Source organism: Streptomyces sp. NPDC051018 (assembly GCF_044456085.1).
Taxonomy (GTDB): Bacteria; Actinomycetota; Actinomycetes; order Streptomycetales; family Streptomycetaceae; genus Streptomyces.
Map to the genome: position 1 here is coordinate 479,107 of NZ_JBITFN010000003.1, position 20,172 is coordinate 499,278.

The following is a 20,172-nucleotide window of genomic DNA, read 5'->3' on the forward strand; positions in this document are numbered from 1 at the left end:
GCCCCGGCTCTGGTACAGCTGCGGGACCCGCGTCCCCGCTCCGTCGCGGCGGGCTGGACAACGCCGCGACGGAGCACCGCGGGCCGGGCCGGTGCCGGGGAGCGGGTCAGTGCTCGCGCAGGACCTCGCGCAGGCGGACGGCGAACGTACCGGGGTCGTCGGCGAACCCGGTGTGGTCACCGGGGAAGATCGTGGGCTCGATGCCCAGTGCCGCGGCGAGAGCCCTCGACGTACGGTCGCAGCTCTGGCCCGCCGAGTCCTTGCCGATGCCCACCACGACCCGGGTGGGCGCGGAGCCGAGCGCCGAGATGTCGGGCTGCCAGGTGACGGACGGCAGCATCTCGTGCGCGAACCAGAAGCGCTCGTCCGCGACCGCCTGAGGATCGCGCTCCCCGCCGAACATGTGCTCGACCACACTGTCGGGCAGCTCGATACCGGCCAGGCCGAAGAACTTCCGCCAGGCCCCCAGTACGTCCCCGGCGAGATAGGCGGCGATCAGGTCCTCGGTCCGGGCGCGGACCTGTTCGCGGTCGTCGAGGAGTTCGTCGAGCGGGGGCTCGTGGGCGACGACGGTACGCACCTGCTCCGGGTGCGCCTCCACCAGGGCGAGCGCGGTGACCGCACCGCCGCTGGAACCCAGGACCACGGCCGGACCCGCGTCGAGATGGGCGATGAGCCGGGAGAGGTCATCGGCGCGCATCGCCGGAGTCGAGTCGGCGTCCGGGTCGTCGACCGGGCTGCGGTTGATACCCCGCGGGTCGGTGGTGAGGACGGTGTGGTCGGCGGCGAGCAGATCCGCCAGCGGTGCGAAGGCGACGGCGTCCATCGGGGCGCCGACCAGCACCACGAGCGGGCCCGAACCCCGCACCTCGTAGTGCAGGCGCGCCCCCGGTACCTCCAGGGTGCGGGCGTCGACGGGAACGGTGGGGGCGGTGGCCATGGATCCTCCTGAGCCGATGGGTGCCGCACGGGACGCGGCCTGGGCGAGGCGGGTGCCTTCCCCGCCTCTCACCCCTGCGTCGAACGGGACGGGGCCCGATCGACATCGGCTCCGGATTTTTTTCCGGACGCTTTTCTCCCGGCTGCCCCGCGCCCTCTCCCCGGCCGTCCCGCACCCGGCCGGACACCGGCCCGTGGGGCGCCCGTCAGGGGGCCGTTCGCGCGGTGCCCGCGGGTGTCCGCGGCTCCGCCTCCACCCGGATCCGAGACCGCTGGGTGCGGTCCGCCACGGTGACGGCGAGCGTGACGGTGCCTGTGCGCCAGGCCGTCAGCCGGCCGGTCGCCGGATCGAAGGCGGCGGTGTAGCGGTGGCGCGCCGCGCCCGCGGACCGGGGGTCGCCCACATACACATCCGGCGAGCCCGTCCAGTCCACGCTCATCGGGTGGGCCGCCGGAATGTGCCGCGCGCCCTGGGTGACCGTCGCCCGGACCGTCCCGGTGTCACCGGGGCGCAGGACCGGTGGCGCCTCCAGGGTGAGCGCGTCGGTGTGGGCGCGGGTCTGGGCCGAGAGCCAGTCCGTTCCGGCGCCCGGACCCCGACGGGAGGCGTCCGGGGTATCCGGGGTGTCCGGGCTGTCCGAGGCATCCGGGGTGTCCGGGGTGTCCACGCCGATGAGCGACCAGCCCGTGAAGCCACCCCGGTCCACCGGGCCCGCCGGGGTCTTCCCGGAGTTGCCGTTGATCAGATACGGGACGCCGTCGACGCGCCCCGCGTGGAAGACCCCCGCGTGAGCGGCGACGAGGGCGGCGCCCTTGCCCGTGGTGCGGCGGAACTCCGCGAGCCACTCCTCGATCAGCGCCGCCTCCTTCCGGTCGGTGAGCCGGCTGCCGCCGAGGGGTGCCGGGTCGCGCGGCGGCACATGCCCGACGACGATCACGGAGTGGACGCCCGGCTCGCGCGCCGCCGTGTCGAGCCCGGCGCGCAGCCGCGCGATCTGGGCGATCCCGCCGCCGCGCAACGACAGGGACGAGGTGTCCAGGGTCACGAAGCGGGTGCCGCGATGGTCGAACGTACGGGAAGCCGCGCCGAACTCGGCGGTGAACCGGTCGATCCCACCGCCCATGAGCTCGTGGTTGCCGGGCACGTAGTACCAGGGCAGCGCCTCGCCCAGCTCCTCCGTGAGCACCCGCCGCGCGAACGCGAGGTCGGCCGGCGACCCCTCGTCGACGAGGTCGCCGTTCACGACCAGGAAGTCCGGTGCCGCCGCCCTGATCTCTCGCAGCGTCCGGCGCGCCTGCCGGACGGCCGTACCGTCGGGGTCGCGGGCGACGAACTGCGCGTCGGACATCACGGCGAACCGCCAGTCCCTGCCCCGGACGTCCGCCGCCGTGCCGATGAGCGGATCGGGGGCGGGGCGCTCCTCGGGCAGATCGACCACGGGCGGTACCTGCGCGGCGAGCCCGTCGACCACGACGCGGCCCGTGTACTGGGCGGTGGCCGCGGTCTCGGCGAGATAGAACCGGTGCACCGCGACCGGGGCCGCCGCCCCCGGCGGCACGGTGAATCCCACCTGGCGCCACCCGTGCCAGGTGATGTACGGCCCCCGGAGCAGCTGGTCGGCGCCGGATGCGTCCTTGAGGTGGAGGGTGGGCCACGCTCCCTTGCCGTCACCGTGGATCCGGAGGGTGAACGACTGGGGGCGGCCGGGCAGCGCGATCGGCCTGGGCGGGGTGGCGTAGACGGCGCGGGTCGCGGTCGACCGGGTGAAGTCGTAGGCGATCTCCAGTCCGGTGCCGCTGTGTCCGCCGGGCGTCGCCGCGAGGGAGCCCCCGGCGCGGGCGTGGCTGAAGGTCCAGGATCCGGCGTCGTCGAAGTCGGCGAGCGGTGTTTCGGTGAGGCCGGTGCCGACGCCCAGCGTGGTGCCGACTCCCCCGGCGGTCGCCGTGATCCGGCCGGCTCCGGATGCCGTGCGGGCGGTGACCGTGAAGGAGCCCGCTCCGTCGTCGCGTACGGCGAGAAGGGCGGGGTCGTAGCCGAGCCGGACGTCCGCGGGTTCGATGGGCGCGCTGTTGCCCTGGGCGTCGAAGCCGACAAGACCGAAGGTGCCCCTGGCCCCTGCCCCGGCGAGTCCGATGCGCCGGGTGGTGGGTTCGATACGGGTGAGGGTGCCGAGGACGGTCATACCGGTGCCGCCGCGGGCTTCGCCCTGTTCGGCGCGGACGGTGGTGGTGCCCGTGCGAACGCCCCGGAAGACCCCCTGCCGGTCGGCGGTGCCGACCGAGGGATCCGTGGTCCGCCAGACGGGGGTCCCGGTGGCGGGGCCGTATGTCTCGTCGTATCCGGCCGCGGTGAGGGCCCGGGTCAGGCCGGGGAAGACCCGTTCGGGGTGCCCGCCCCGGACGGGGGAGGCGGTGGGCGCGGCGGACGCGGGGGTGCGGGTGGTGACCCGGAAACCGCGCAGCTCGCCGCTGCCGTCGGGTGCGGTGAGCACCAGGCCGTTGGGGACCGCGCGTTCACTGCCGTCGGAGGGGCTGTTCTCGACCTGGAGCGTATCGCTGCCCACATCCCGGGCGAGCAGGGTACTGGAGCCGCCGCCGTCGAGGTTGAGGGCGTTGTGCGCCCCGGCCCGGCGCATCATCAGACCGAGCCGGGTGAGGGTGATGCCGCCGCTGTCGGCCTGCCGGCCGTCGACGGTGACGATCCGCAGGGTGCGCCCGTCGCGGGAGAAGCCGACGGCGGTGCGCGGGGCGGGAGTGTTGTTGGGGCGGCCGTCGTGGTTCTGCGCGACGCCGTCGACGACGAGGAGTTCACGGCCGCCGACCGCCGTGCGCGGGACGGGGCCGGAGTCGGTGCGCGGGCGGTAGGACAGGGAGACGGGGTCGCCCGGACGCAGGGCGCCGAGCACACCGGCACCGGCCTCCCGTCCGACGAGCACGGTGGTGCCCGCGGGGATCGGCCCGGTGCCGGGCCGATCGGTGACGGAGACGACCTTCCCCTCGCGTACGGCCGCCTCGGCGACGGGCGCGGCCCCGCCCGCGGTCCCGGCCCGGTCGGCGCTCCCCCACGCCGGGGTGTAGGCGCCGATGCCTCCCGAGGGCACCCGGGCGGCGTTGTAGGCGGTGAGCGGATGGGGTCCGGACGGCAGGGTGAGGGTGCCGTCGAAGAAGAGCCGCAGGATGCGTCCCGCGCCGCCGGGTCCGATGCCGACGGCCCGTTCGGCGCCCGGGGCGGCTGAGTGGGTGATCTCGCCGTGGCGGAGCCCGGGACCCAGCGGCGCGCCGGTCCGGTTGATGTCGAAGAAGTCGGCGTTGACCGCGGCGACCGTACGCCGTCCGGGCCCCGGCCGGTGGCGGGCGGCGAGCCGGCTCACGGTATCGCGGCCGGTGACCGTCCCGGCGGACAGGTACCCGGCCTGCGCGCCGCTGCCGTCGAGGTCGACGGTGAGGGTGTCGACGCGCAGCCAGGAGGCGGATTCCAGCCGGTCGTAGGAGGTGAGCCGGATGCCCGGGGCGACGGGCCGGGAGGTCCGCGCGGTCTCGATGCCGTCGCCCGTGTCCCCGTCCGCCGCCCGGCCGGGCGCGGATCCCGGTTCCGGGGTGACGGTGACGCTGCCCGGGGGCGGGGGCGCGACCGGCCGCAGGACTTCGGCGGCGGTACGGGGACGGGGATCGGGGATCGTTCCGGTGGCGGCCGCCCCGGGGATGCCTCCGGCCGTGAGCGCGGACAGGACGGCGATCACCGCGAGGGCCCGTCCCGCTGTCCTTCGGTCCACAACGTCTCCCGGTTCACGGCTGGTCGGACGGGCGGCGAGCGATGTCCTGGGACAGCGTCGCGGCGACTGTACCGGCGCGCCAGCCGATAACCGGAACACCCGGGGGCGTATGTCCGGCCATGATCGCGGGCCGCACCGGAACGGACCGGGGCAGGGGGCAGTCCGGCGAGGGCGGGCCACCGTGGTCCGCCGGTCCCGGACTCCTGTGACCTGGTGCTCTGCCACCACCACGCCCCAGGGCACCGCTCCCCGGAGGGCCCCGGCGGCCCGCCGCGCCCGCGTACCGGGGGATCCTCCCGGGCTATGGCCCCGTCGGCGTGAACGGAATCTCCAGCCAGGTCGTGGCGGACGGAGCGCCGGCGCACTGCCCATCGGCCACGGCGGTCTGAAGCACGGCACGCGGTGTGCGGCCGGCAACCGGCCGACGCCGGGCCCGGCCACCCGCCGTCATCCCCGTTCGCCCGCCACCCCCGTCCGGCCGTCGCCACCGGGTGCGCCCGGCGTCCACGGCGGGCCGCCCCGGTCTTCCGGGATTGGCCCGGAACACGCGGGGCACCCGGCCGGTACCGGGCGCTCCGTCAGGGTGTACGGCCCACGCGTACGCCCTCCCCGCCCCCGACGGACGGTGACCGATGTGGACCGGCAGAAAACCGACGGCAGGACCCGGGTGACGGTGCTCGTGGCCCTCGCGGCGAACCTCGTGATCGCCGTGGCCAAGGCCGTCGGCGGCTTCCTCGCCGCCTCCCCCGCGCTGCTGTCGGAGGCGGCCCACTCCGTCGCCGACAGCCTCAACGAGGTGTTCCTCCTGATCGCCCTGCGGCGCAGCCGCCGCCCGCCGGACTCGCGCCACCCCTTCGGATACGGCAAGGAGCGCTACTTCTGGGCGCTGCTCGCCGCGGTCGGGATCTTCGTCATGGGCGGCTGTTTCTCGTTCTACCAGGGCATCCGGGCGTTCGGCACGGACCGGGGGGAATCCCCGACCGGTTACATCGCGGGGCTGGCGGTGCTCGCCGTGGCGCTGATCGCGGAGGGCGGCTCACTGCTGCGCGCCCTGCACCAGCTCCGCGGGCAGCGCGAGGGCGCGCGAGATCCCGCGCTGCGGACGGTCGTCGCCGAGGACTCATCGGCCGTGCTGGGGGTACTCCTCGCCATGGCAGGAATGGGCCTTCATCTGCTCACCGGGCAGGTGGCGTGGGAGGCGTGCGCGTCCCTCGCGATCGGGCTGCTGCTCGTCTACGTCGCCTTCCGGCTCGCCCGGGAGGCCCGCGACCGGCTGATCGGGGAGGCGGTGGACCCGCGGCTGCGTGAGCGTATCGGGGCCTTCCTCGGTGCTCAGCCCGAGATCGACAATGTCGCCGCGCTGCTCACCATGCGTCTCGGCCTGGACTCGACGCTGGTGGCCGCGCGGATCGATCTCACCCCCGGCCTCGACAGCGAGGAGGTCGAGTTGGTGTGCGTACGGATCAAGCGGAGCATCGCCGAGCGGTGGCCCCAGGCGGACCATCTCTTCCTCGACATCGTCGAGGCGCCGCCCGGCGGCGGTCCCGCGTCAGGAGTCCCCGCGGCGGGTGCCGCCGGGAGTCGGCCGGTCCAGTTCGGCGATGTGCCGGGCCCGCATCCACAGCGGCAGCACGAGCCAGCAGAGGACGAACCAGGCCGCCATGCCGATCACGAGCCAGAGGGCGAGGGTGTCGGGGAGGACGAGTCGCAGGATCAGCAGAAGCACCGAGGCCATCGTGCACAGCAGCAGGAACATCCCGACCATCGTGAGCCGGGAGGCCCAGTCGACGGTCTGCGGCTTCAGCCGGTGGCCGGTCAGGAGCCGGTGGAACGACACCGGGGCGATGAGGGCGCCGGTCGTCGCCGCGCCCAGCAGCACCGTCGCCAGATAGATGTCCTGGTCCGTTTCCGACAGCGTGGTGAATCGCGGCTGGAAGACCACGGACAGCAGGAATCCGAAGAGGATCTGCACTCCGGTCTGCACCACCCGCAATTCCTGGAGAAGGTCGTTCCAGCGCCGGTCTGCTCTCTCCTCTTCCGTTTCCCGCCGGCCGCGGCGAAAATCGCCTCCGTTGTCGGACACCGTACGACCTCCCGATTCACTCCCGTAGTCATATGACCTCTCTTCACATGACCTCTGGATTGATATGAACTCCGGTGGTTCCGTCCCGGGGTGACGGCCGCCGGGGCGCCGCTGACACCTATGCGGCATCCTGCATGATCTGGCGGCGCAGACGGTCACACGAATTGCTGATCAGCCGAGACACATGCATCTGGGAGATCCCGAGGTCCTCGGCGATACGACTCTGGGTCATATCGCGGAAGAACCTCATGTACAGGATCTTCCGCTCGCGCTCGGGCAGCTCGCGCAGCCGGGGCTTCACCGCCTCGCGGTCGATGACGACATCGAGCGCCGGATCGGGCCCGCCGAGGGCGTCCGTCATGGTGCGGCCCTGGTCGCCGCCGGGGATCTCGGCGTCCAGGGAGAGCGTACGGAAGGAACCGATGGCCTCCAGGCCCGCCCGGGTCTCCTCCAGTGACAGCCCCGCCTCGGCGGCGATCTCCTCCTCGGTCGGGGAGCGGCCGGGGACGGTCCGGCTCAGCTCCTGCTGGGCGGCCCGGACGCGATTACGCTGGTCCTGAACCCGACGCGGTACATGCAGAGTCCACATATGGTCCCGGAAATGGCGCTTCACCTCGCCCGTGATGGTCGGTACGGCAAAGCTCACGAAGGCGTGGCCGCGGCCCGGGTCGTAACGGTCGACGGCCTTGATCAGACCGAGGGCGGCGACCTGGCAGAGGTCCTCCAGGCTCTCGCCGCGGTTGCGGAACCGGCCGGCGAGGCGCTGGGACATCGGCAGCCACGCGTTCACCAGCTCCTGGCGCAGGGCGTCGCGCTCGGGCCCCTCGGACAGTCCGGCGAGCCGGGTGAAGGCGGCCTGCGTATCGGGGGCGTCGTCGTGTGAGTGCTGTGTGCTCGCGTGTGTGCGCATATGCGCGCCACTCCCTCGGCGGTGCGAACGGATGATGCGTCCGGACAACCGCGAATGAGAATTCACCCTCACATCGGGGGGTGTCTGCGCTCCGCGGGTGTGCCTCCGGTCCGAAGCACGTAAAGGCGTCTGCCCCCGCCTCGCGGAGGCAAACACGGACTGTTCTGCGACCCTTCACCGGGCGGGTACCCGCTTCATACGGAGCGCCGGAAACCGATAACCGCAACTCACCACAGGGACTGGGGCGGTCTCTTCCGGGCACCCGTTGTCCCGGAGGTGCAGAATTATGGTTCCGATCCTACTCGTTCTGCTGTTGGCGGTCATTCTGTTCGGTGTCGGATTCGCGGTGAAGGCGCTGTGGTGGATAGCGCTGGCCGTTCTGGTGGTCTGGCTGCTGGGCTTCCTGATGAGGAGCACATCGGCGGGCGGCACCAGGTCGCGCTGGTACCGCTGGTAGACGTGCGGAGCGAGCGGTGAGGGCGGCCCCCGCGGGGGCCGCCCTCACCGCCGTCCGTGCCGTCCGTGTCCCTCAACGTCCCGTGTCCCTCGACGCCGTCCGTCCACTGCCGTCCGTACGGCCGCCGGCCCGCGTCCTCGTACGGCGGTCACGGCCGTCCCCCGCCCTCGCGCCGAATTCCGTTGGGCGGGCGGCCACCTCTTCGGCGTACACCCCCTGCCTCACCGGCGGGTGACGCATCACCGGGCGCCACCCGGGCCCGTACGGAAATGGCCCCGGGACGCGGCCCGGTCAGCGGACCACGGACTCCCCCACCAGCAGACGCACGGCCGCCGCGATCGACGCCGCGTCGATTCCCGCGATGTGGAGCTGCTCCTCGGGCGTGGCCGAACCCGGCATGTTCCGCACCGCGAGCCGGACCAGCCTCGGGACGGGACGGCCGTCGGTGAAGGCCGAGGCGACCGCGTCGCCGAGACCGCCCTCGGGATGGTGGTCCTCGACCGTCATCAGACAGCCCGTGGCCTCCGCCGCGTCCAGGAGCGTCGCCACATCGACCGGCTCGACCGAGTAGAGGTCGACGACGCGTACACCGATGCCCTCGGCCGCCGCGAGGTCCGCTGCGCGCAGCGCCTCGTGCACGGTCACCCCGGCGGCCACGACCGTCACCCGGTCCCGCTCCCCCGACCGCAGCACCCTGGAGCCGCCGACGGGGAACTCCTCCCCGGGGCCGTACAGCACCGGGGTCGCGCCGCGGGTGGTACGCAGATAGCCGATACCGGGCAGCTCCGCCATGGCGGAGACGAGGCTGACGGTCTGGTTGGCGTCACACGGGTACAGCACGGTGCTGCCGTGGACCGCGCGGAACATCGCCAGGTCCTCAAGACCCATCTGGGACGGCCCGTCCTCGCCGATGGCCACCCCGGCGTGCGAACCGACGAGGTTGATCGCCGTACCGCTCACCGCGGCCATCCTCACGAAGTCATGAGCGCGTGTCAGAAACGCGGCGAAGGTGGAGGCGTACGGGGTGTATCCGCGGGCCCGCAGGCCCACCGCCGCGGCCACGAGCTGCTGTTCGGCGATGTAGCACTCGAAGAACCGCCCGGGGTGCGCCTTCTGGAAGGCCGCGGTGCGGGTGGAGTCGCCGACCTCGCCGTCGAGGGCGACGACCTCCGGACGCCGGGAGCCGAGCGCGGCGAGGGCCTCACCGAACGCGTCCCGGGTGGCGACGGAGTCCCCGATGCCGTACCGCGGTGTCCCGGGGACGCCGGCCGGCTTCTCCCGCTCGACGCGGGCGTCCGGGGGCGCGGCCACATCCACGGTGATGAAGCGCGGTCCGCCCAGTTCCGCGATCGCGGCGGAGGCGTCGGACAGCGGTTTGCCGTGGTGTCCCTCGCGGTCCTCGACGGCCGCGACCCCGCGTCCCTTGCGGGTACGGGCGATGATCGCGGTGGGCCGCCCGGTCGTCGCCTCGGCCTCGCTCAGGGCCTCGTCGACGGCCCTCACATCGTGTCCGTCGGTCTCGACGGTGTGCCAGCCGAAGGCCTGGAGCCTGCGGGCGTACGCGTCGAGGTCCCAGCCGTGCCGGGTGGGACCCCGCTGGCCGAGCCGGTTGACGTCGACGATCAGAGTCAGCCGGTCGAGGCGCTCGTATGCCGCGTGCTCGACGGCCTCCCAGACCGAGCCCTCGGCCATCTCGCTGTCACCCGCCAGCACCCAGACGCGGTACGGGACCCGGTCCAGGCGCTCGCCCGCCAGCGCCATGCCGACGCCTACGGGAAGGCCCTGGCCGAGCGAGCCGGTGGCCACGTCCACCCACGGCAGCCGGGGTGTCGGATGGCCTTCGAGCCTGCTGCCGCGCCGGCGGAAGGTGAGCAGTTCCTCGTCGTCGACGACCCCGACCGCGCGGTAGAGCGCGTACAGCAGCGGTGAGGCATGGCCCTTGGAGAGGACCAGCCGGTCGTTGCCGGGGTGGTCCGGCCGCCCGAAGTCGTAGCGCAGATGGTTGGCCACCAGGACGGCGGCGATATCGGCGGCGGACATGGCCGAGGTCGGATGGCCGGACCCGGCCGCGTCGGCGGCGCGGACGGCGTCCACCCGCAGTTGCTGTCCCAGTTCTGCCAGCTGTTCGTATCGCATCTCAACGCTCCTTGCCCGAGTCGTCGGCGTCCCCGGTCCCGGTGATCCGGCCCCGGTGTCACGGACCGCTCCGGACCGCCGGGTACCCGTACCGGCCCGGGCGACGCGCACCCGGTTGTCCCGGCGGCGAAGGGGTGACCGCCGGTGACCGCACCCGCGACGGCCATACGGCTACGGCTACGGCTACGGCTACGGCTCACGATCGTCTTCCGCGGTGCCGGGGTGACGGTGACGAGGTCACGGGAGTCCGCGGATACGTCGTGTGATCGTCCGGGGGCGCCCTCGCTCGTACGGCCGTCGGCTCCGCTCCTCGTCGGCCACGGAGGCCGGGGGCGGCACGACGAGCCGCCGTCGCCCGGCGATGCTCGTGAAAGTGACCACGCCGATGACGCGCACGGCGATCAGGATCAGGCCGATCACATCAAGGTCGGCGCCCTTCGTCTCCCAGTCGGTGGCGAAGGTGAGGATCGCTCCCACGGCGATCAGGACGATGCACCCGCCCCGGCCCATCAGCTCCACCTTCCTGTGTTCCGGTCGCGGACGGGCGGTCCGCCGATTCCGGCGGGGGCCGTCGGCCTCCCGCGGGTACCCGTCCGGGGGAGGTTCATGCGAACAGGCGGCACAGGCCGAGGCGGGACGGAGGCGGGCGGGCAGGCGCAGGGGATCGCCCCGTACGGAGATCTCCGGGCCGTCAGGACGAGTGAGCGGCCCGGGCAGGGGTGGCCGGGGCCGACCGGGCACGGTCCACGCGGCGGACGGCAGACAGGCCACTGCGGCCCGCGCGCCGCCCCGGATCACCGGCGGGCGGCGAGCGGCCTCTGAAGGGGAACCGCTGGCGGCTCGCACACCGAGGCGGGTGACGTCACTCTCCGTACCCGGACAGTTGACCGACGGGTCACCTCGGCTGGGTACGGGCCCTGGCACCGGCCCTGGTCCGGCCCGCCGAGACCGGCCGTTCGGGGTGACGGCGCAGATACTCCGCCTCCAGTTCGGCCATCCGGGTGGTGTGGGCGGCGAGGGCGGCGGCCGACCCGTGGAGCAGGGTGTCGTGGCGGCTGCGGTGGATGGTCTCCAGTTCCCGGATCAGCTCGTGCTCGCCGAGGCGGGCGGCCTCGATGCCCCTGGGCTGTTTCTCGGCCTGCGTCATGGCAGCCGTGCTCCCTTCCGTCCGTTGGTACCGGGTGTCACTCACACTCCACGGGTACCCGCGGAGTGCGCACCATCCGGCCCTTCCGGGAGGACATCCGCAACCCGGGCTCCCGGCGCGCGCCGGGTGGCGCACCCCGGCGGCCCTGCGACTCGCGGGGACGCGGCCCCCAGTGGAGGATGAGGGCATCCGGTCCCGGCCGCGTTTCCGTCCGGCCCGAGCCCCCGCGCCGGGCACCGCCGAGGACATCGCGCACACCGCGTAGATCTCAGGACACGAGTGTGATGGACAAGAAGACAGGACCGGCCGACGCGCCGGCGACGACATCGAGCGCGGACGTGTTCGGCGCACCGTGCTGGGTCAGCCTCATGGCCCGCGACCTCAAGGCGTCCCAGGACTTCTACGGCGCCGTACTGGGGTGGGGCTTCCGCAGGGACAGGCTGGGGGACGAGTTCAGCGTCGCCATGCTCGACGGCGCCCCGGTGGCCGGTATCGGAGCCCTGGCCCCGACCCTTCAGGTCGCCGTCACCTGGACCCCGTACTTCGCCATCACGGACGCGGACGAGGCCGCCGCGCGGATCCGCGAGCGCAGTGGCACGGTCGCCGTGGGCCCGCTCGCCTTCTCCCTGGGTCGCGGCGCCCTGGCCTCGGACCGCGACGGCGCGGTGTTCGGCATCTGGGAGGGTGCGCTGATCCCCGACTGGCAGTCCGGGCACAAGGACGCGCCCGCGTGGCTGCTGCTGCGGACCCGTAACGCCTTCGACGCGGCGATCTTCTACGGGGAGGTGCTGGAGTGGGCCAGCGGACGCCCCGGCTGCTGCGATGTGCGCTACGAGAACGACGAGGTGGTGCTCGTCAGCAACGGCCATGTGCTGGCGCGGCTCAGCTCCGGGGCCCTGGGGGCCGCGCCCGATCCCCTGCTCAGGCCCCGCTGGGACGTGCACTTCCCCGTCGACGACGTGGACGCGACGGCCCGTACGGCGCTGGACCGCGGCGGCGCGGTCCTGGACCGGCGCACGACGGCCGACGGCCACGAGGAGGCCGTGGTGCGGGATCCCGACGGCGCCCTGTTCACCATCACCGGCCGTCTCTGAGACGCCCCGGATGACCTTGGACGCACGGACCTCCCGACAAGCGCGCCGAACCGGTCCGGGGCAGACGGCGGGCGCCCGCCCGGGTCACGCGGCGGACGCGCCCGGGCGGGGGCGGCACCGGACGCCGACGGGCCCAACCGTTCCGGCGCCTGCGCTCCCCCACGTGACGGGAGCATGTCCCGTCACGTACCGCGATCTCGCGGTCCGAAACGCGGTTGCGGACCAACCGGACCGCACCGGACGGCACCTGACCGCACCGGCCGGACTGCGGCCCGGCGGCGGGGAGCCGAGCGGCCGGCGCCCGGACGGGAGGCGCCTGCCTGAACGGGAGGCTCCCGCCCGATCGCCCGGGCGCCCGTGACACGGCCCCCAGGCCAGGCCCCGGCCCGGGTCGCGCCGACGCCCGTACCCCGGCTCCGACGATCCGGGCGAGGTACGGGCCGGATGCCCGGCCGGCGGTCAGCGCCGGCGGTCAGCGGGCCGCCGACCGTTCGCGCCGTCTTCCTCTCACCCACTGGCGGACGGCGGCGAGACGGGGGTACTTCTCCCGTGTCTCGCGGGCGCTGCGGTCCAGCTCCTCCATCAGCCGCAGGGAGCGCTGTTCCGGGTCGAGTTCGGCCAGGATGCGGTCGATCTCCGCGAGCAGCGCGCCGTGCAGCTGCCAGTGGCGCGGATGGGCCTGTACGCCGGCGAGGAGCAGCGCGGCCGCCTGTCCGCGGCCGGCCACCGCGGCCTCCAGCTCCCCCGCCAGCCGTCGCTCCGCCGCCTCGGCGCTCGCGCTGACCTGGGTGGTGACCAGTACGGCGAAGCTGACCAGCGCGTCGGCGACATGGGACAGCAGCGACTCGACCGCGAGCCCCGCCTCCCGGGGGAAGAGATCCGCCTCGCCGCGCTCCTTGGCCAGATCGGTCATGGTGCGGGCCAGCACCCGCAGCACCACCGCGCAGATCTCCAGGGTGTCGAGGCCGGTCCTGAGCACCACCCGGTTCAGCAGCCCTTCCTTGACCCTCGGGTTGAATCTGAGGCTGTCCTCGGCCTGCCGCAGCGCCGCGTCCACCTCGGCCACGTCGTTGTCGAGCCGCCGTGCCTCGTGGAGCCGGGCGGCGGCCGTCTCCACGGAGGTGGGAGTGTGGAGTTCCTCGCCGATGGACAGCAGCAGACGGCGCATCCGCCGTGAGAGCTCCTCGATGGACGCCCCCGCGGTGCCCACCCAGACGGGCGGCACGAACAGCACGTTGAACAGCAGCCCCACCACAGCGCCGATGAGGGTTTCGAGGACGCGGTCCCAGGCCGTGTCGGCCACCCGGGTGACACCGAGGACGAGCATCGCGCTGATCGCGACCTCCGGCACGAACTCGCTCACCCGGACCATATGACCGACGATCAGCGACGCCAGGATGATCAGTCCGAGGCTCCACCAGCTGAGTCCGACGAGCAGGCTGAAGCCACTGGCGATCAGCACGCCCACGACGACCGAGTTGACCCGCCGGATACCGGTGGTGAGGGTGGAGTAGAGGGTCACCTGGACCACGAGCAGGGCGGTGAGCGGCGCGGTCAGGGGGGCCGGCTCGTTGCTCAGCCAGAGGGCCACGACGTACGCGATGGTCGCCGCCGCCGTCGAACGCAGCGTCTGGACGACGACGGGGTCGCGGTAGTGCCTGCCGATGAACCCGATCACCGACGCGGGGGCCGGTCGCCGCGTCTCAGGCACTGTCCGGGGCGGGGCGGAGTGGACTCATGTGACACGACTGCCCGCTGAGTCCTTCCCGGCCACCGGGATCCCGGGATGTTCGGACGAACGCACAAGATCATGACTCCACCGGCCGAATCGCCCCGGAACGGCGGCGCCGAAGGCTCCCGATGTGCCGTCGGACGGCCGGGGCACCAGAGTGGGGGGGTGACCGCGGGCCCGGTACGGGCGCCGCGCGGGGTGGTGGACGCATGGGTGAAGGAGCCGGGATGGACCCTGTGGAGGCGCTGGACCGGGTGGCGTTCCTGCTGGAGCGCTCGCGTGCGGAGACCTACCGGGTGCGGGCCTTCCGTACGGCCTCGGCGGCGCTGGCCGGACGGTCCGCGCCGGAGATCGCCGGGCTGGCCCGGACGCGGGCGCTGGAGTCGGTCAAGGGCATCGGCCCCAAGACGGCGAAGGTGGTGCGGGAGGCGCTCGGCGGAGACGTGCCGGAGTATCTGCGTCGGCTGGAGGAGGAGGCGGGCGGGCCGCTCGCCGAGGGCGGCGAGGAACTGCGCGCGCTGCTGCGCGGCGACTGCCATCTGCACTCGGACTGGTCCGACGGCGGCAGCCCCATCGAGGAGATGGGGCGTACGGCGATCGCCCTGGGCCATGAGTACGCCGTACTCACCGACCACTCCCCCCGACTGACGGTCGCCCGCGGTCTGACCGCCGGGCGGCTGCGCGAGCAGTTGGCGGTCGTGGCGGAGCTGAACCGGCGGTGGGCGCCCTTCCGGCTGCTGACGGGGATCGAGTGCGACATCCTCCCCGACGGGTCACTCGACCAGGAACCGGAGCTGCTGGACGAGCTGGACGTCGTGGTCGCCTCGGTCCACTCCGAACTGCGGATGGAACCGGCGCAGATGACCCGCCGTATGGTCAAGGCGGTCGAGAACCCGCTGGTGGACATCCTCGGCCACTGCACGGGACGGCTGGTCGTCGCCAGGCAGACCTCGGGCCGGGGCCGCCCGGGCTCCAGCGGGACCCGGCCGGAGTCGCGGTTCGACGCGGCGGAGGTGTTCGCGGCCTGCGCCGCCTCCGGTACGGCGGTGGAGATCAACAGCAGGCCCGAGCGGCTCGATCCGCCGATGCGGCTGCTCTCCCTCGCCGTGGAGGCCGGGGTCCGGTTCTCCGTCGACACGGACGCGCACGCCCCGGGTCAGCTCGACTGGCAGATCATCGGCTGCGCCCGCGCGGAACGTGCCGGAGTGCCGCCCGAACGGGTCGTCAACACCTGGAGCGCGGACGGACTTCTCGCCTGGACAGGGGCGGAACCGGCCACTCCGTGAGCAGGCAGTATGGCGCCGCGAACCGGGGGTAGACGCGTTCCATGACGGTCCACAAGACAAGCGTGCTGGTTCTGGACTGCGCCGATCCGGTCGGGCTGGCGGAGTTCTACGCCACGCTGTTCGGTGCGCGGATCCGCATCGGGGACGATCCCGACTTCGTGGAGATCATCGGTCATCAGGGCGTGCATCTGGCGGTCCGCCGCGATGTCGGTCACGCCCCGCCGAGCTGGCCGAGGCCCGAGGACTCCCTCCAGGTCCATCTGCGCATCCTCGTGGCCCCCGGGGACATGGACGAGGCCGAGCGCGAGGCGATCGGACTGGGCGCGCGCCCGGTCGAGACCCACGGCGGCAGCGGCTCGCGCGCTGTCCGCGTCTACTCCGACCCCGCGGGCCACTCCTTCTCCCTCGCGGGCCACCCCGAGCCCTCCCCGCACGGGCCGAACTGACACCGGGTCCGGCGCGGGGTCCGTCCGCGGCCCTCCCTCCCTCCCGCCGGCGCACCCGGGTCCCGCCCGGTGACCGGCGCGCGGTCCGGGTGCGGTGACGGGCACGAACAGGCCGGCCGGCGCGCACGCGCAGCCCTGGTGAACGGGCGGGCGCGCCGCCGTTCATGCCGTACCCGACCGCTTCAGCACACCGATCTTGTCGATCCTGTGCTCCGGGTTGTTGTTCCCGTCCCGCCAGAAGTTCCCCGCCGCGTCGTCCTCGGGCGTCGCACAGGTCGAGATGGTGATCATCGCCCGGGTGGCGGGCTCTCCGGGATGCCCGGGGACCGCCGCACGCTGCTCTGCGAGCGAGCGTTCGGAGCGGAAGGAGGTCCAGCGTGTCCCGGTGATCTCGTACTCGTGGAACCGTCCGCCGAGGACGACGGTCACACGGTCGCCCTTGCGCAGGTCGGGCAGCTCGCGCAGGGGTCCGCCCGCGGAGAGCCGGTGGGCGGTGACCAGATAGTTCCCGATCTCCCCGGGACCCACGCCGCCCTCGGGGCCGTAGGGGCTGGCGGCGAGACCGCGGTCCTGTATCCGGGTGCCGGCGCGGTCGTCGGTGGTGCCCTCGTACGGGACCACGCGCAGATCCCCGACCCCGATGGCCGGAATGGACATCCTCGCGCTCTCGGTACGGGGATCGGTCCGGCGGGCCGTGTCCGTATCCGTATCGGGGCCTGCGCGCGCTCCCGGGGCCGTGGAAAGTGCGGGAGGCGACGTGCTGGAGACCGCCGAGGGTGGCCGGGCGTCCACGGCGTCGGCTCCCGCGCCGCCGGTGCAGGCGGTGAGGGCGGTCAGCGCTCCGGCGAGCGCGAGGGGAACTGCTCGGGAGAGGTCCATGAGCGGTCCGGGTCGTCGGCCGGATGAGCTTCGGACGTGACACCAGGGAAACACAGCCGCGCCGCCGGCGCCTCCCCTTGCGGTAAGTGAACACCTCTCCTTGCCGAAGGAACCCGGGTGACCGGGGCCGGGACCGGGACCGGCGGGCTTTCCCGTGCCTGTGACGCCCCGACTCCGTAAGGTCGTCCGGGTACACGGAAGCCGTCCGGGTACGCGGAACGCACAGGAGCAGGGAGCGTGGAGGCTGCATGACCCGAGGAAAAGAGCGATCGGCGGCGAAACTGCCCAGGGCCGTCTACGAGCGGGAACTGCTCAGGCTCCAGACGGAGCTGGTGAAGCTCCAGGAGTGGGTGCGCACGGAACGCGCCCGGCTCGTCGTCGTGTTCGAGGGGCGGGACGCCGCGGGCAAGGGCGGCACGATCAAGCGCGTGGCGGAGCATCTCAACCCGCGGGTCGCCCGGATCACCGCCCTGCCCGCTCCGACGGAGCGCGAGCGCGGTCAGTGGTATTTCCAGCGGTATGTGGAGCAGTTGCCGGCGGCCGGGGAGATCGTCCTGTTCGACCGCAGCTGGTACAACCGGGCCGGCGTCGAGCATGTGATGGGCTTCTGCACTCAGGAGGAGCACCGGAGGTTCCTTCACCAGTGCCCCATCTTCGAGCGGATGCTGGTGGAGGACGGGATCCTGCTGCGCAAGTACTGGTTCTCGGTGAGCGACGCCGTGCAGGAGGACCGGTTCCGGCGGCGGCTCAAGGATCCGACGCGCCGGTGGAAGCTGTCGCCGATGGACCTGGAGTCCATCACGCGCTGGGAGGCGTACTCACGGGCGAAGGACGAGATGCTGGTGCACACGGACATCACCGAGGCGCCCTGGTATGTCGTGGAGAGCGACGACAAGCGGCGGGCGCGGCTCAATATGATCGCTCATCTGCTGGGTTCGGTCCCGTACCACGAGGTGCCGCCGCCGGTGATCGAGTTCCCCGAGCGACCGCCCGCCACCGGGTACATCAGGCCGCCGAAGGACCTCCAGACCTATGTGCCCGACCATGCTGCGGGGCTCGTGAAGTGACGGGGTGACGGCCGGCGCCGGCCCGCCGCGGAGAAGCGTCGGGCCCGGCGCCGGCCGTCCGGCGGCGAGCGTCCTCGTCGCCGGACGGGCCGTCATGCGTGGGGGACGACCGCCACGGGCGAGGTGGCGTGGTGCAGTACGGCGTGGGCCACGGATCCGATACGGCCGCCGAAGGGCGCACGCCTGATACGGCGGCCCACGACCAGCAGGGAGGCGTCCTTCGCGGCCTCCACCAGCAGATCGACCGCCTTGCCGATCGACGCCTCCTCGACCACGGGCAGGTCCGGGTTCTTCTGGCGCCAGGGCGCGAGCACCTGCCGGAGGGTCGCGGTCTCCTGCTGGGCCAGTTCGGCGTCCAGTACGGGGTCGGGCGGCAGTCCGTAGGCGAAGTACGGCGGCAGGCTCCAACTGTGGATCACCCGCAGCGTGGTGCCCCGGCGGACGGCCGCCTCGAAGGCGAACTCGATCTGAGCGTCGTCGGGTTCATTGGCGTCGAGTCCGAGGACGACCGGTCCGTCCGTGGTCACGGGCTCGGTGTCCGCCTGGGACTCGGGGGCGCGGACGAAGACGACGGGGCTCTTCGCGGCGGCGAGGACGGCCTGGCCGACGGAGCCGACGAGGAAGCCGCCGAGACCGCTGAGACCGCGGGAGCCGAGGACGAGCAGCGCGGACTCCTCGGCGATCTTCGGCAGTTCGTCGCCGGGGCGGCCGGTGACCTGGTCGATCGAGACATCGAGTTCGGGGTGGCGGTTGCGCAGGTCCCGGGCCGCCTCACGGGGGATCTTCTCGGACCAGTGCTGCTGGGTGTCGACGCCGAGGAGGGTCGCCCGCGCGGCCATGGGCACGGGCTCCCAGACGTTGACCAGTTTCAGTGGCAGACCGCGCGATGCGGCTTCGCGGGCCGCCCACTCGGCGGCCGCCAGGCTCTCGCGGGAGCCGTCGAGGCCGACGGTCACGGTGCTGGGCATGGTGCACTCCTCCTGAACGCGGACGGGATCGTCGGTGATCCCTCTTCCAGGATGGGCGCCGGGCCGTACGGGTGCGCAGGGCCACAGGTCCCCGGCCTCCGGCCACAGGTCCTCCGCCGGTGGACCGACCGGCCCTGGACCGAGGCCCCCGCGGCGAGCGCGGGGCTCCGCCGATCGGGTGACCCCACGGCCGGTCCGGGCCGCGTACGGGCATCCCGGGCCCTCTCCGGGGGACGGACCCGGGGTGAGCCGCCCCTTGGGGGACCCGGCGGAACGGCACCCGCAGGCGGCCGGCTGAGGGCCTCGCGCGCCCCTCGGCGTACGGCGGGGCATTCCCGCTCCGAAAGGGCCTTCCAGAGGCCGCCCAGGGGCCTTCTCGGGGGCCTTTCACGGAAGACCCTCGAGGGCCTTGCAACACCTTTCACCTGCGGTAATGTGAATGCGCGCGCAGTCGGCCGATGTTCGGTGACCGGGCCGGCCCCGCCGTGCCCCGCGCCGCCGCGCCGCCCGCCGTCAGTCCCTGCCGTCGCGCCTTCGCCGTCCAGCCCCTTGCCGTCCCGTATCCGTGAGGCCGCCATGCCCGTACCCGTACCGCGCACCCTGTCCGAACTTCCGTACGCCGCCCATCTGACCCCCTTTCAGGGCTCGCTGGGGCGCGAGAGCGATCTCGACGGCGTACGTCTGGACGGTGAGAGCTTCGACGGCGTCGACGGGGGAAGTGTCCGCTTCACCGAGTCGGCGCTCTCGTCGGTCACCTTCACCGGGGGCCGGATGCGGCGCGGGCGCTTCAACGAGGTGTGGATGCATACGGTCCGCTTCGTCGCCACCGATCTGGTGGAGACGGCGTGGATGGACACCGAGGTCATCGCGGGCTCACTGGCCGGGCTGGAACTGTTCAGCGCGGAGATGAACCGGGTGACGTTCCACCACTGCAAGCTGGACTCGGTCAATCTGCGCGCGTCCACGCTGCGGAACGTCTCGTTCGTGGACTGTCTGCTGCGGGACGTCGACTTCGCCGGGGCACGGCTCGACCGGGTCGCCTTCCCCGGCTCCACCCTGGAGGAGGCGCGTTTCGCCCGGGCCCGGATGACCGGGGTGGATCTGCGTACGGCCGCGCGGCTGGGGATCGTCGACGGCGCCGAGTCACTGCGGGGCGCCACGATCAGCACCGTGCAGATGATGGACTTCGCGCCGGTGTTCGCGCAGGCGCTCGGCATCACGGTCGCAGACCGCTGAGACACGCGCGCGCTCACCC

At 73.1% G+C, this 20,172-nt stretch carries 16 protein-coding genes and 1 pseudogene; 7 read left to right on the forward strand and 10 right to left on the reverse strand.

Annotated elements, in window-relative coordinates; all coding sequences use genetic code 11:
- Nucleotides 1–106 precede the first annotated feature (106 nt).
- Both ACIBCM_RS08435 and ACIBCM_RS08440 read right to left on the reverse strand, forming a co-directional pair.
- The gene (locus ACIBCM_RS08435; RefSeq protein ID WP_399241177.1) at nt 107–940 is read right to left on the reverse strand and encodes an alpha/beta fold hydrolase; all 834 of its coding nucleotides are present in this window, start codon (nt 938–940) and stop codon (nt 107–109) included.
- Nucleotides 941–1,145: 205 nt separating this feature from the next.
- Nucleotides 1,146–4,712: a phosphodiester glycosidase family protein gene (locus tag ACIBCM_RS08440; RefSeq protein ID WP_399241178.1), complete on the reverse strand. Its 3,567-nt coding sequence runs from the start codon at nt 4,710–4,712 to the stop codon at nt 1,146–1,148.
- Nucleotides 4,713–5,346: 634 nt separating this feature from the next.
- Here ACIBCM_RS08440 and ACIBCM_RS08445 point away from each other — a divergent pair.
- Nucleotides 5,347–6,246: pseudogene (locus ACIBCM_RS08445) on the forward strand (cation diffusion facilitator family transporter); the annotation flags it as partial.
- A gap of 15 nt (nt 6,247–6,261) precedes the next feature.
- On the opposite strand, the gene ACIBCM_RS08450 reads toward ACIBCM_RS08445, so the two are convergent.
- A complete protein-coding gene (locus tag ACIBCM_RS08450) occupies nt 6,262–6,795 on the reverse strand; it encodes a DUF6328 family protein (protein WP_399241285.1) in 534 nt (177 codons plus the stop codon).
- A gap of 118 nt (nt 6,796–6,913) precedes the next feature.
- Nucleotides 6,914–7,705 carry a SigB/SigF/SigG family RNA polymerase sigma factor gene (locus ACIBCM_RS08455; protein ID WP_399241179.1) on the reverse strand — a complete coding sequence of 264 codons (792 nt, stop codon included), beginning with the start codon at nt 7,703–7,705 and terminating at the stop codon, nt 6,914–6,916.
- A 286-nt stretch (nt 7,706–7,991) separates the two neighbouring features.
- Between ACIBCM_RS08455 and ACIBCM_RS08460 the strand changes: the two genes are divergently transcribed.
- The gene (locus ACIBCM_RS08460) at nt 7,992–8,162 is read left to right on the forward strand and encodes a hydrophobic protein (RefSeq protein ID WP_399241180.1); all 171 of its coding nucleotides are present in this window, start codon (nt 7,992–7,994) and stop codon (nt 8,160–8,162) included.
- 291 nt (nt 8,163–8,453) lie between these two features.
- Here the strand turns inward: ACIBCM_RS08460 and ACIBCM_RS08465 are convergent, their stop codons facing one another.
- From ACIBCM_RS08465 to ACIBCM_RS08475, 3 genes are all read right to left on the reverse strand, one after another.
- Nucleotides 8,454–10,298: a transketolase gene (locus ACIBCM_RS08465; protein WP_399241181.1), complete on the reverse strand. Its 1,845-nt coding sequence runs from the start codon at nt 10,296–10,298 to the stop codon at nt 8,454–8,456.
- 237 nt (nt 10,299–10,535) lie between these two features.
- Nucleotides 10,536–10,808, reverse strand: a complete 273-nt coding sequence (locus ACIBCM_RS08470; RefSeq protein ID WP_399241182.1) for a hypothetical protein — start codon at nt 10,806–10,808, stop codon at nt 10,536–10,538.
- Between the two features lie 385 nt (nt 10,809–11,193).
- Nucleotides 11,194–11,445, reverse strand: a complete 252-nt coding sequence (locus ACIBCM_RS08475; protein WP_399241183.1) for a DUF6158 family protein — start codon at nt 11,443–11,445, stop codon at nt 11,194–11,196.
- Between the two features lie 284 nt (nt 11,446–11,729).
- Between ACIBCM_RS08475 and ACIBCM_RS08480 the strand changes: the two genes are divergently transcribed.
- A complete protein-coding gene (locus ACIBCM_RS08480; protein WP_399241184.1) occupies nt 11,730–12,539 on the forward strand; it encodes a VOC family protein in 810 nt (269 codons plus the stop codon).
- A 472-nt stretch (nt 12,540–13,011) separates the two neighbouring features.
- Here the strand turns inward: ACIBCM_RS08480 and ACIBCM_RS08485 are convergent, their stop codons facing one another.
- Entirely contained in the window at nt 13,012–14,217 is a 1,206-nt protein-coding gene (locus ACIBCM_RS08485) for an aromatic acid exporter family protein (RefSeq protein WP_399241185.1), read from the reverse strand.
- 281 nt (nt 14,218–14,498) lie between these two features.
- Here ACIBCM_RS08485 and ACIBCM_RS08490 point away from each other — a divergent pair, with 281 nt between their 5' ends.
- Together ACIBCM_RS08490 and ACIBCM_RS08495 are read left to right on the forward strand one after the other, a co-directional pair.
- Entirely contained in the window at nt 14,499–15,557 is a 1,059-nt protein-coding gene (locus ACIBCM_RS08490) for a PHP domain-containing protein (protein ID WP_399241186.1), read from the forward strand.
- 41 nt (nt 15,558–15,598) lie between these two features.
- A complete protein-coding gene (locus ACIBCM_RS08495; protein ID WP_399241187.1) occupies nt 15,599–16,003 on the forward strand; it encodes a VOC family protein in 405 nt (134 codons plus the stop codon).
- A gap of 162 nt (nt 16,004–16,165) precedes the next feature.
- On the opposite strand, the gene ACIBCM_RS08500 is transcribed toward ACIBCM_RS08495, so the two are convergent.
- Complete coding sequence (locus tag ACIBCM_RS08500) at nt 16,166–16,882, reverse strand: class E sortase (RefSeq protein ID WP_399241188.1); 717 nt, start codon at nt 16,880–16,882, stop codon at nt 16,166–16,168.
- Nucleotides 16,883–17,130: 248 nt separating this feature from the next.
- Between ACIBCM_RS08500 and ppk2 the strand changes: the two genes are divergently transcribed.
- On the forward strand, nt 17,131–17,949 hold the full coding sequence (gene ppk2, locus ACIBCM_RS08505; protein ID WP_399241189.1) for a polyphosphate kinase 2: 819 nt from the start codon (nt 17,131–17,133) through the stop codon (nt 17,947–17,949).
- A 92-nt stretch (nt 17,950–18,041) separates the two neighbouring features.
- Here the strand turns inward: ppk2 and ACIBCM_RS08510 are convergent, their stop codons facing one another.
- The gene (locus tag ACIBCM_RS08510; protein WP_399241190.1) at nt 18,042–18,917 is read right to left on the reverse strand and encodes a universal stress protein; all 876 of its coding nucleotides are present in this window, start codon (nt 18,915–18,917) and stop codon (nt 18,042–18,044) included.
- Nucleotides 18,918–19,493: 576 nt separating this feature from the next.
- Here ACIBCM_RS08510 and ACIBCM_RS08515 point away from each other — a divergent pair.
- A complete protein-coding gene (locus ACIBCM_RS08515) occupies nt 19,494–20,153 on the forward strand; it encodes a pentapeptide repeat-containing protein (protein WP_399241191.1) in 660 nt (219 codons plus the stop codon).
- Nucleotides 20,154–20,172: the final 19 nt, after the last annotated feature.

Bases quoted from the DNA above. Each gene is read 5' to 3' on its own strand.
- ACIBCM_RS08475 (WP_399241183.1), bottom strand. From the start codon at position 11,445: ATGACGCAGGCCGAGAAACAGCCCAGGGGCATCGAGGCCGCCCGCCTC.
- ACIBCM_RS08490 (WP_399241186.1), top strand. From the start codon at position 14,499: ATGGACCCTGTGGAGGCGCTGGACCGGGTGGCGTTCCTGCTGGAGCGC.
- ACIBCM_RS08515 (WP_399241191.1), top strand. From the start codon at position 19,494: ATGCCCGTACCCGTACCGCGCACCCTGTCCGAACTTCCGTACGCCGCC.
- ACIBCM_RS08435 (WP_399241177.1), bottom strand. From the start codon at position 940: ATGGCCACCGCCCCCACCGTTCCCGTCGACGCCCGCACCCTGGAGGTA.
- ppk2 (WP_399241189.1), top strand. From the start codon at position 17,131: ATGACCCGAGGAAAAGAGCGATCGGCGGCGAAACTGCCCAGGGCCGTC.
- ACIBCM_RS08510 (WP_399241190.1), bottom strand. From the start codon at position 18,917: ATGCCCAGCACCGTGACCGTCGGCCTCGACGGCTCCCGCGAGAGCCTG.
- ACIBCM_RS08465 (WP_399241181.1), bottom strand. From the start codon at position 10,298: ATGCGATACGAACAGCTGGCAGAACTGGGACAGCAACTGCGGGTGGAC.
- ACIBCM_RS08480 (WP_399241184.1), top strand. From the start codon at position 11,730: ATGGACAAGAAGACAGGACCGGCCGACGCGCCGGCGACGACATCGAGC.
- ACIBCM_RS08495 (WP_399241187.1), top strand. From the start codon at position 15,599: ATGACGGTCCACAAGACAAGCGTGCTGGTTCTGGACTGCGCCGATCCG.
- ACIBCM_RS08460 (WP_399241180.1), top strand. From the start codon at position 7,992: ATGGTTCCGATCCTACTCGTTCTGCTGTTGGCGGTCATTCTGTTCGGT.
- ACIBCM_RS08500 (WP_399241188.1), bottom strand. From the start codon at position 16,882: ATGGACCTCTCCCGAGCAGTTCCCCTCGCGCTCGCCGGAGCGCTGACC.
- ACIBCM_RS08470 (WP_399241182.1), bottom strand. From the start codon at position 10,808: ATGGGCCGGGGCGGGTGCATCGTCCTGATCGCCGTGGGAGCGATCCTC.
- ACIBCM_RS08455 (WP_399241179.1), bottom strand. From the start codon at position 7,705: ATGCGCACACACGCGAGCACACAGCACTCACACGACGACGCCCCCGAT.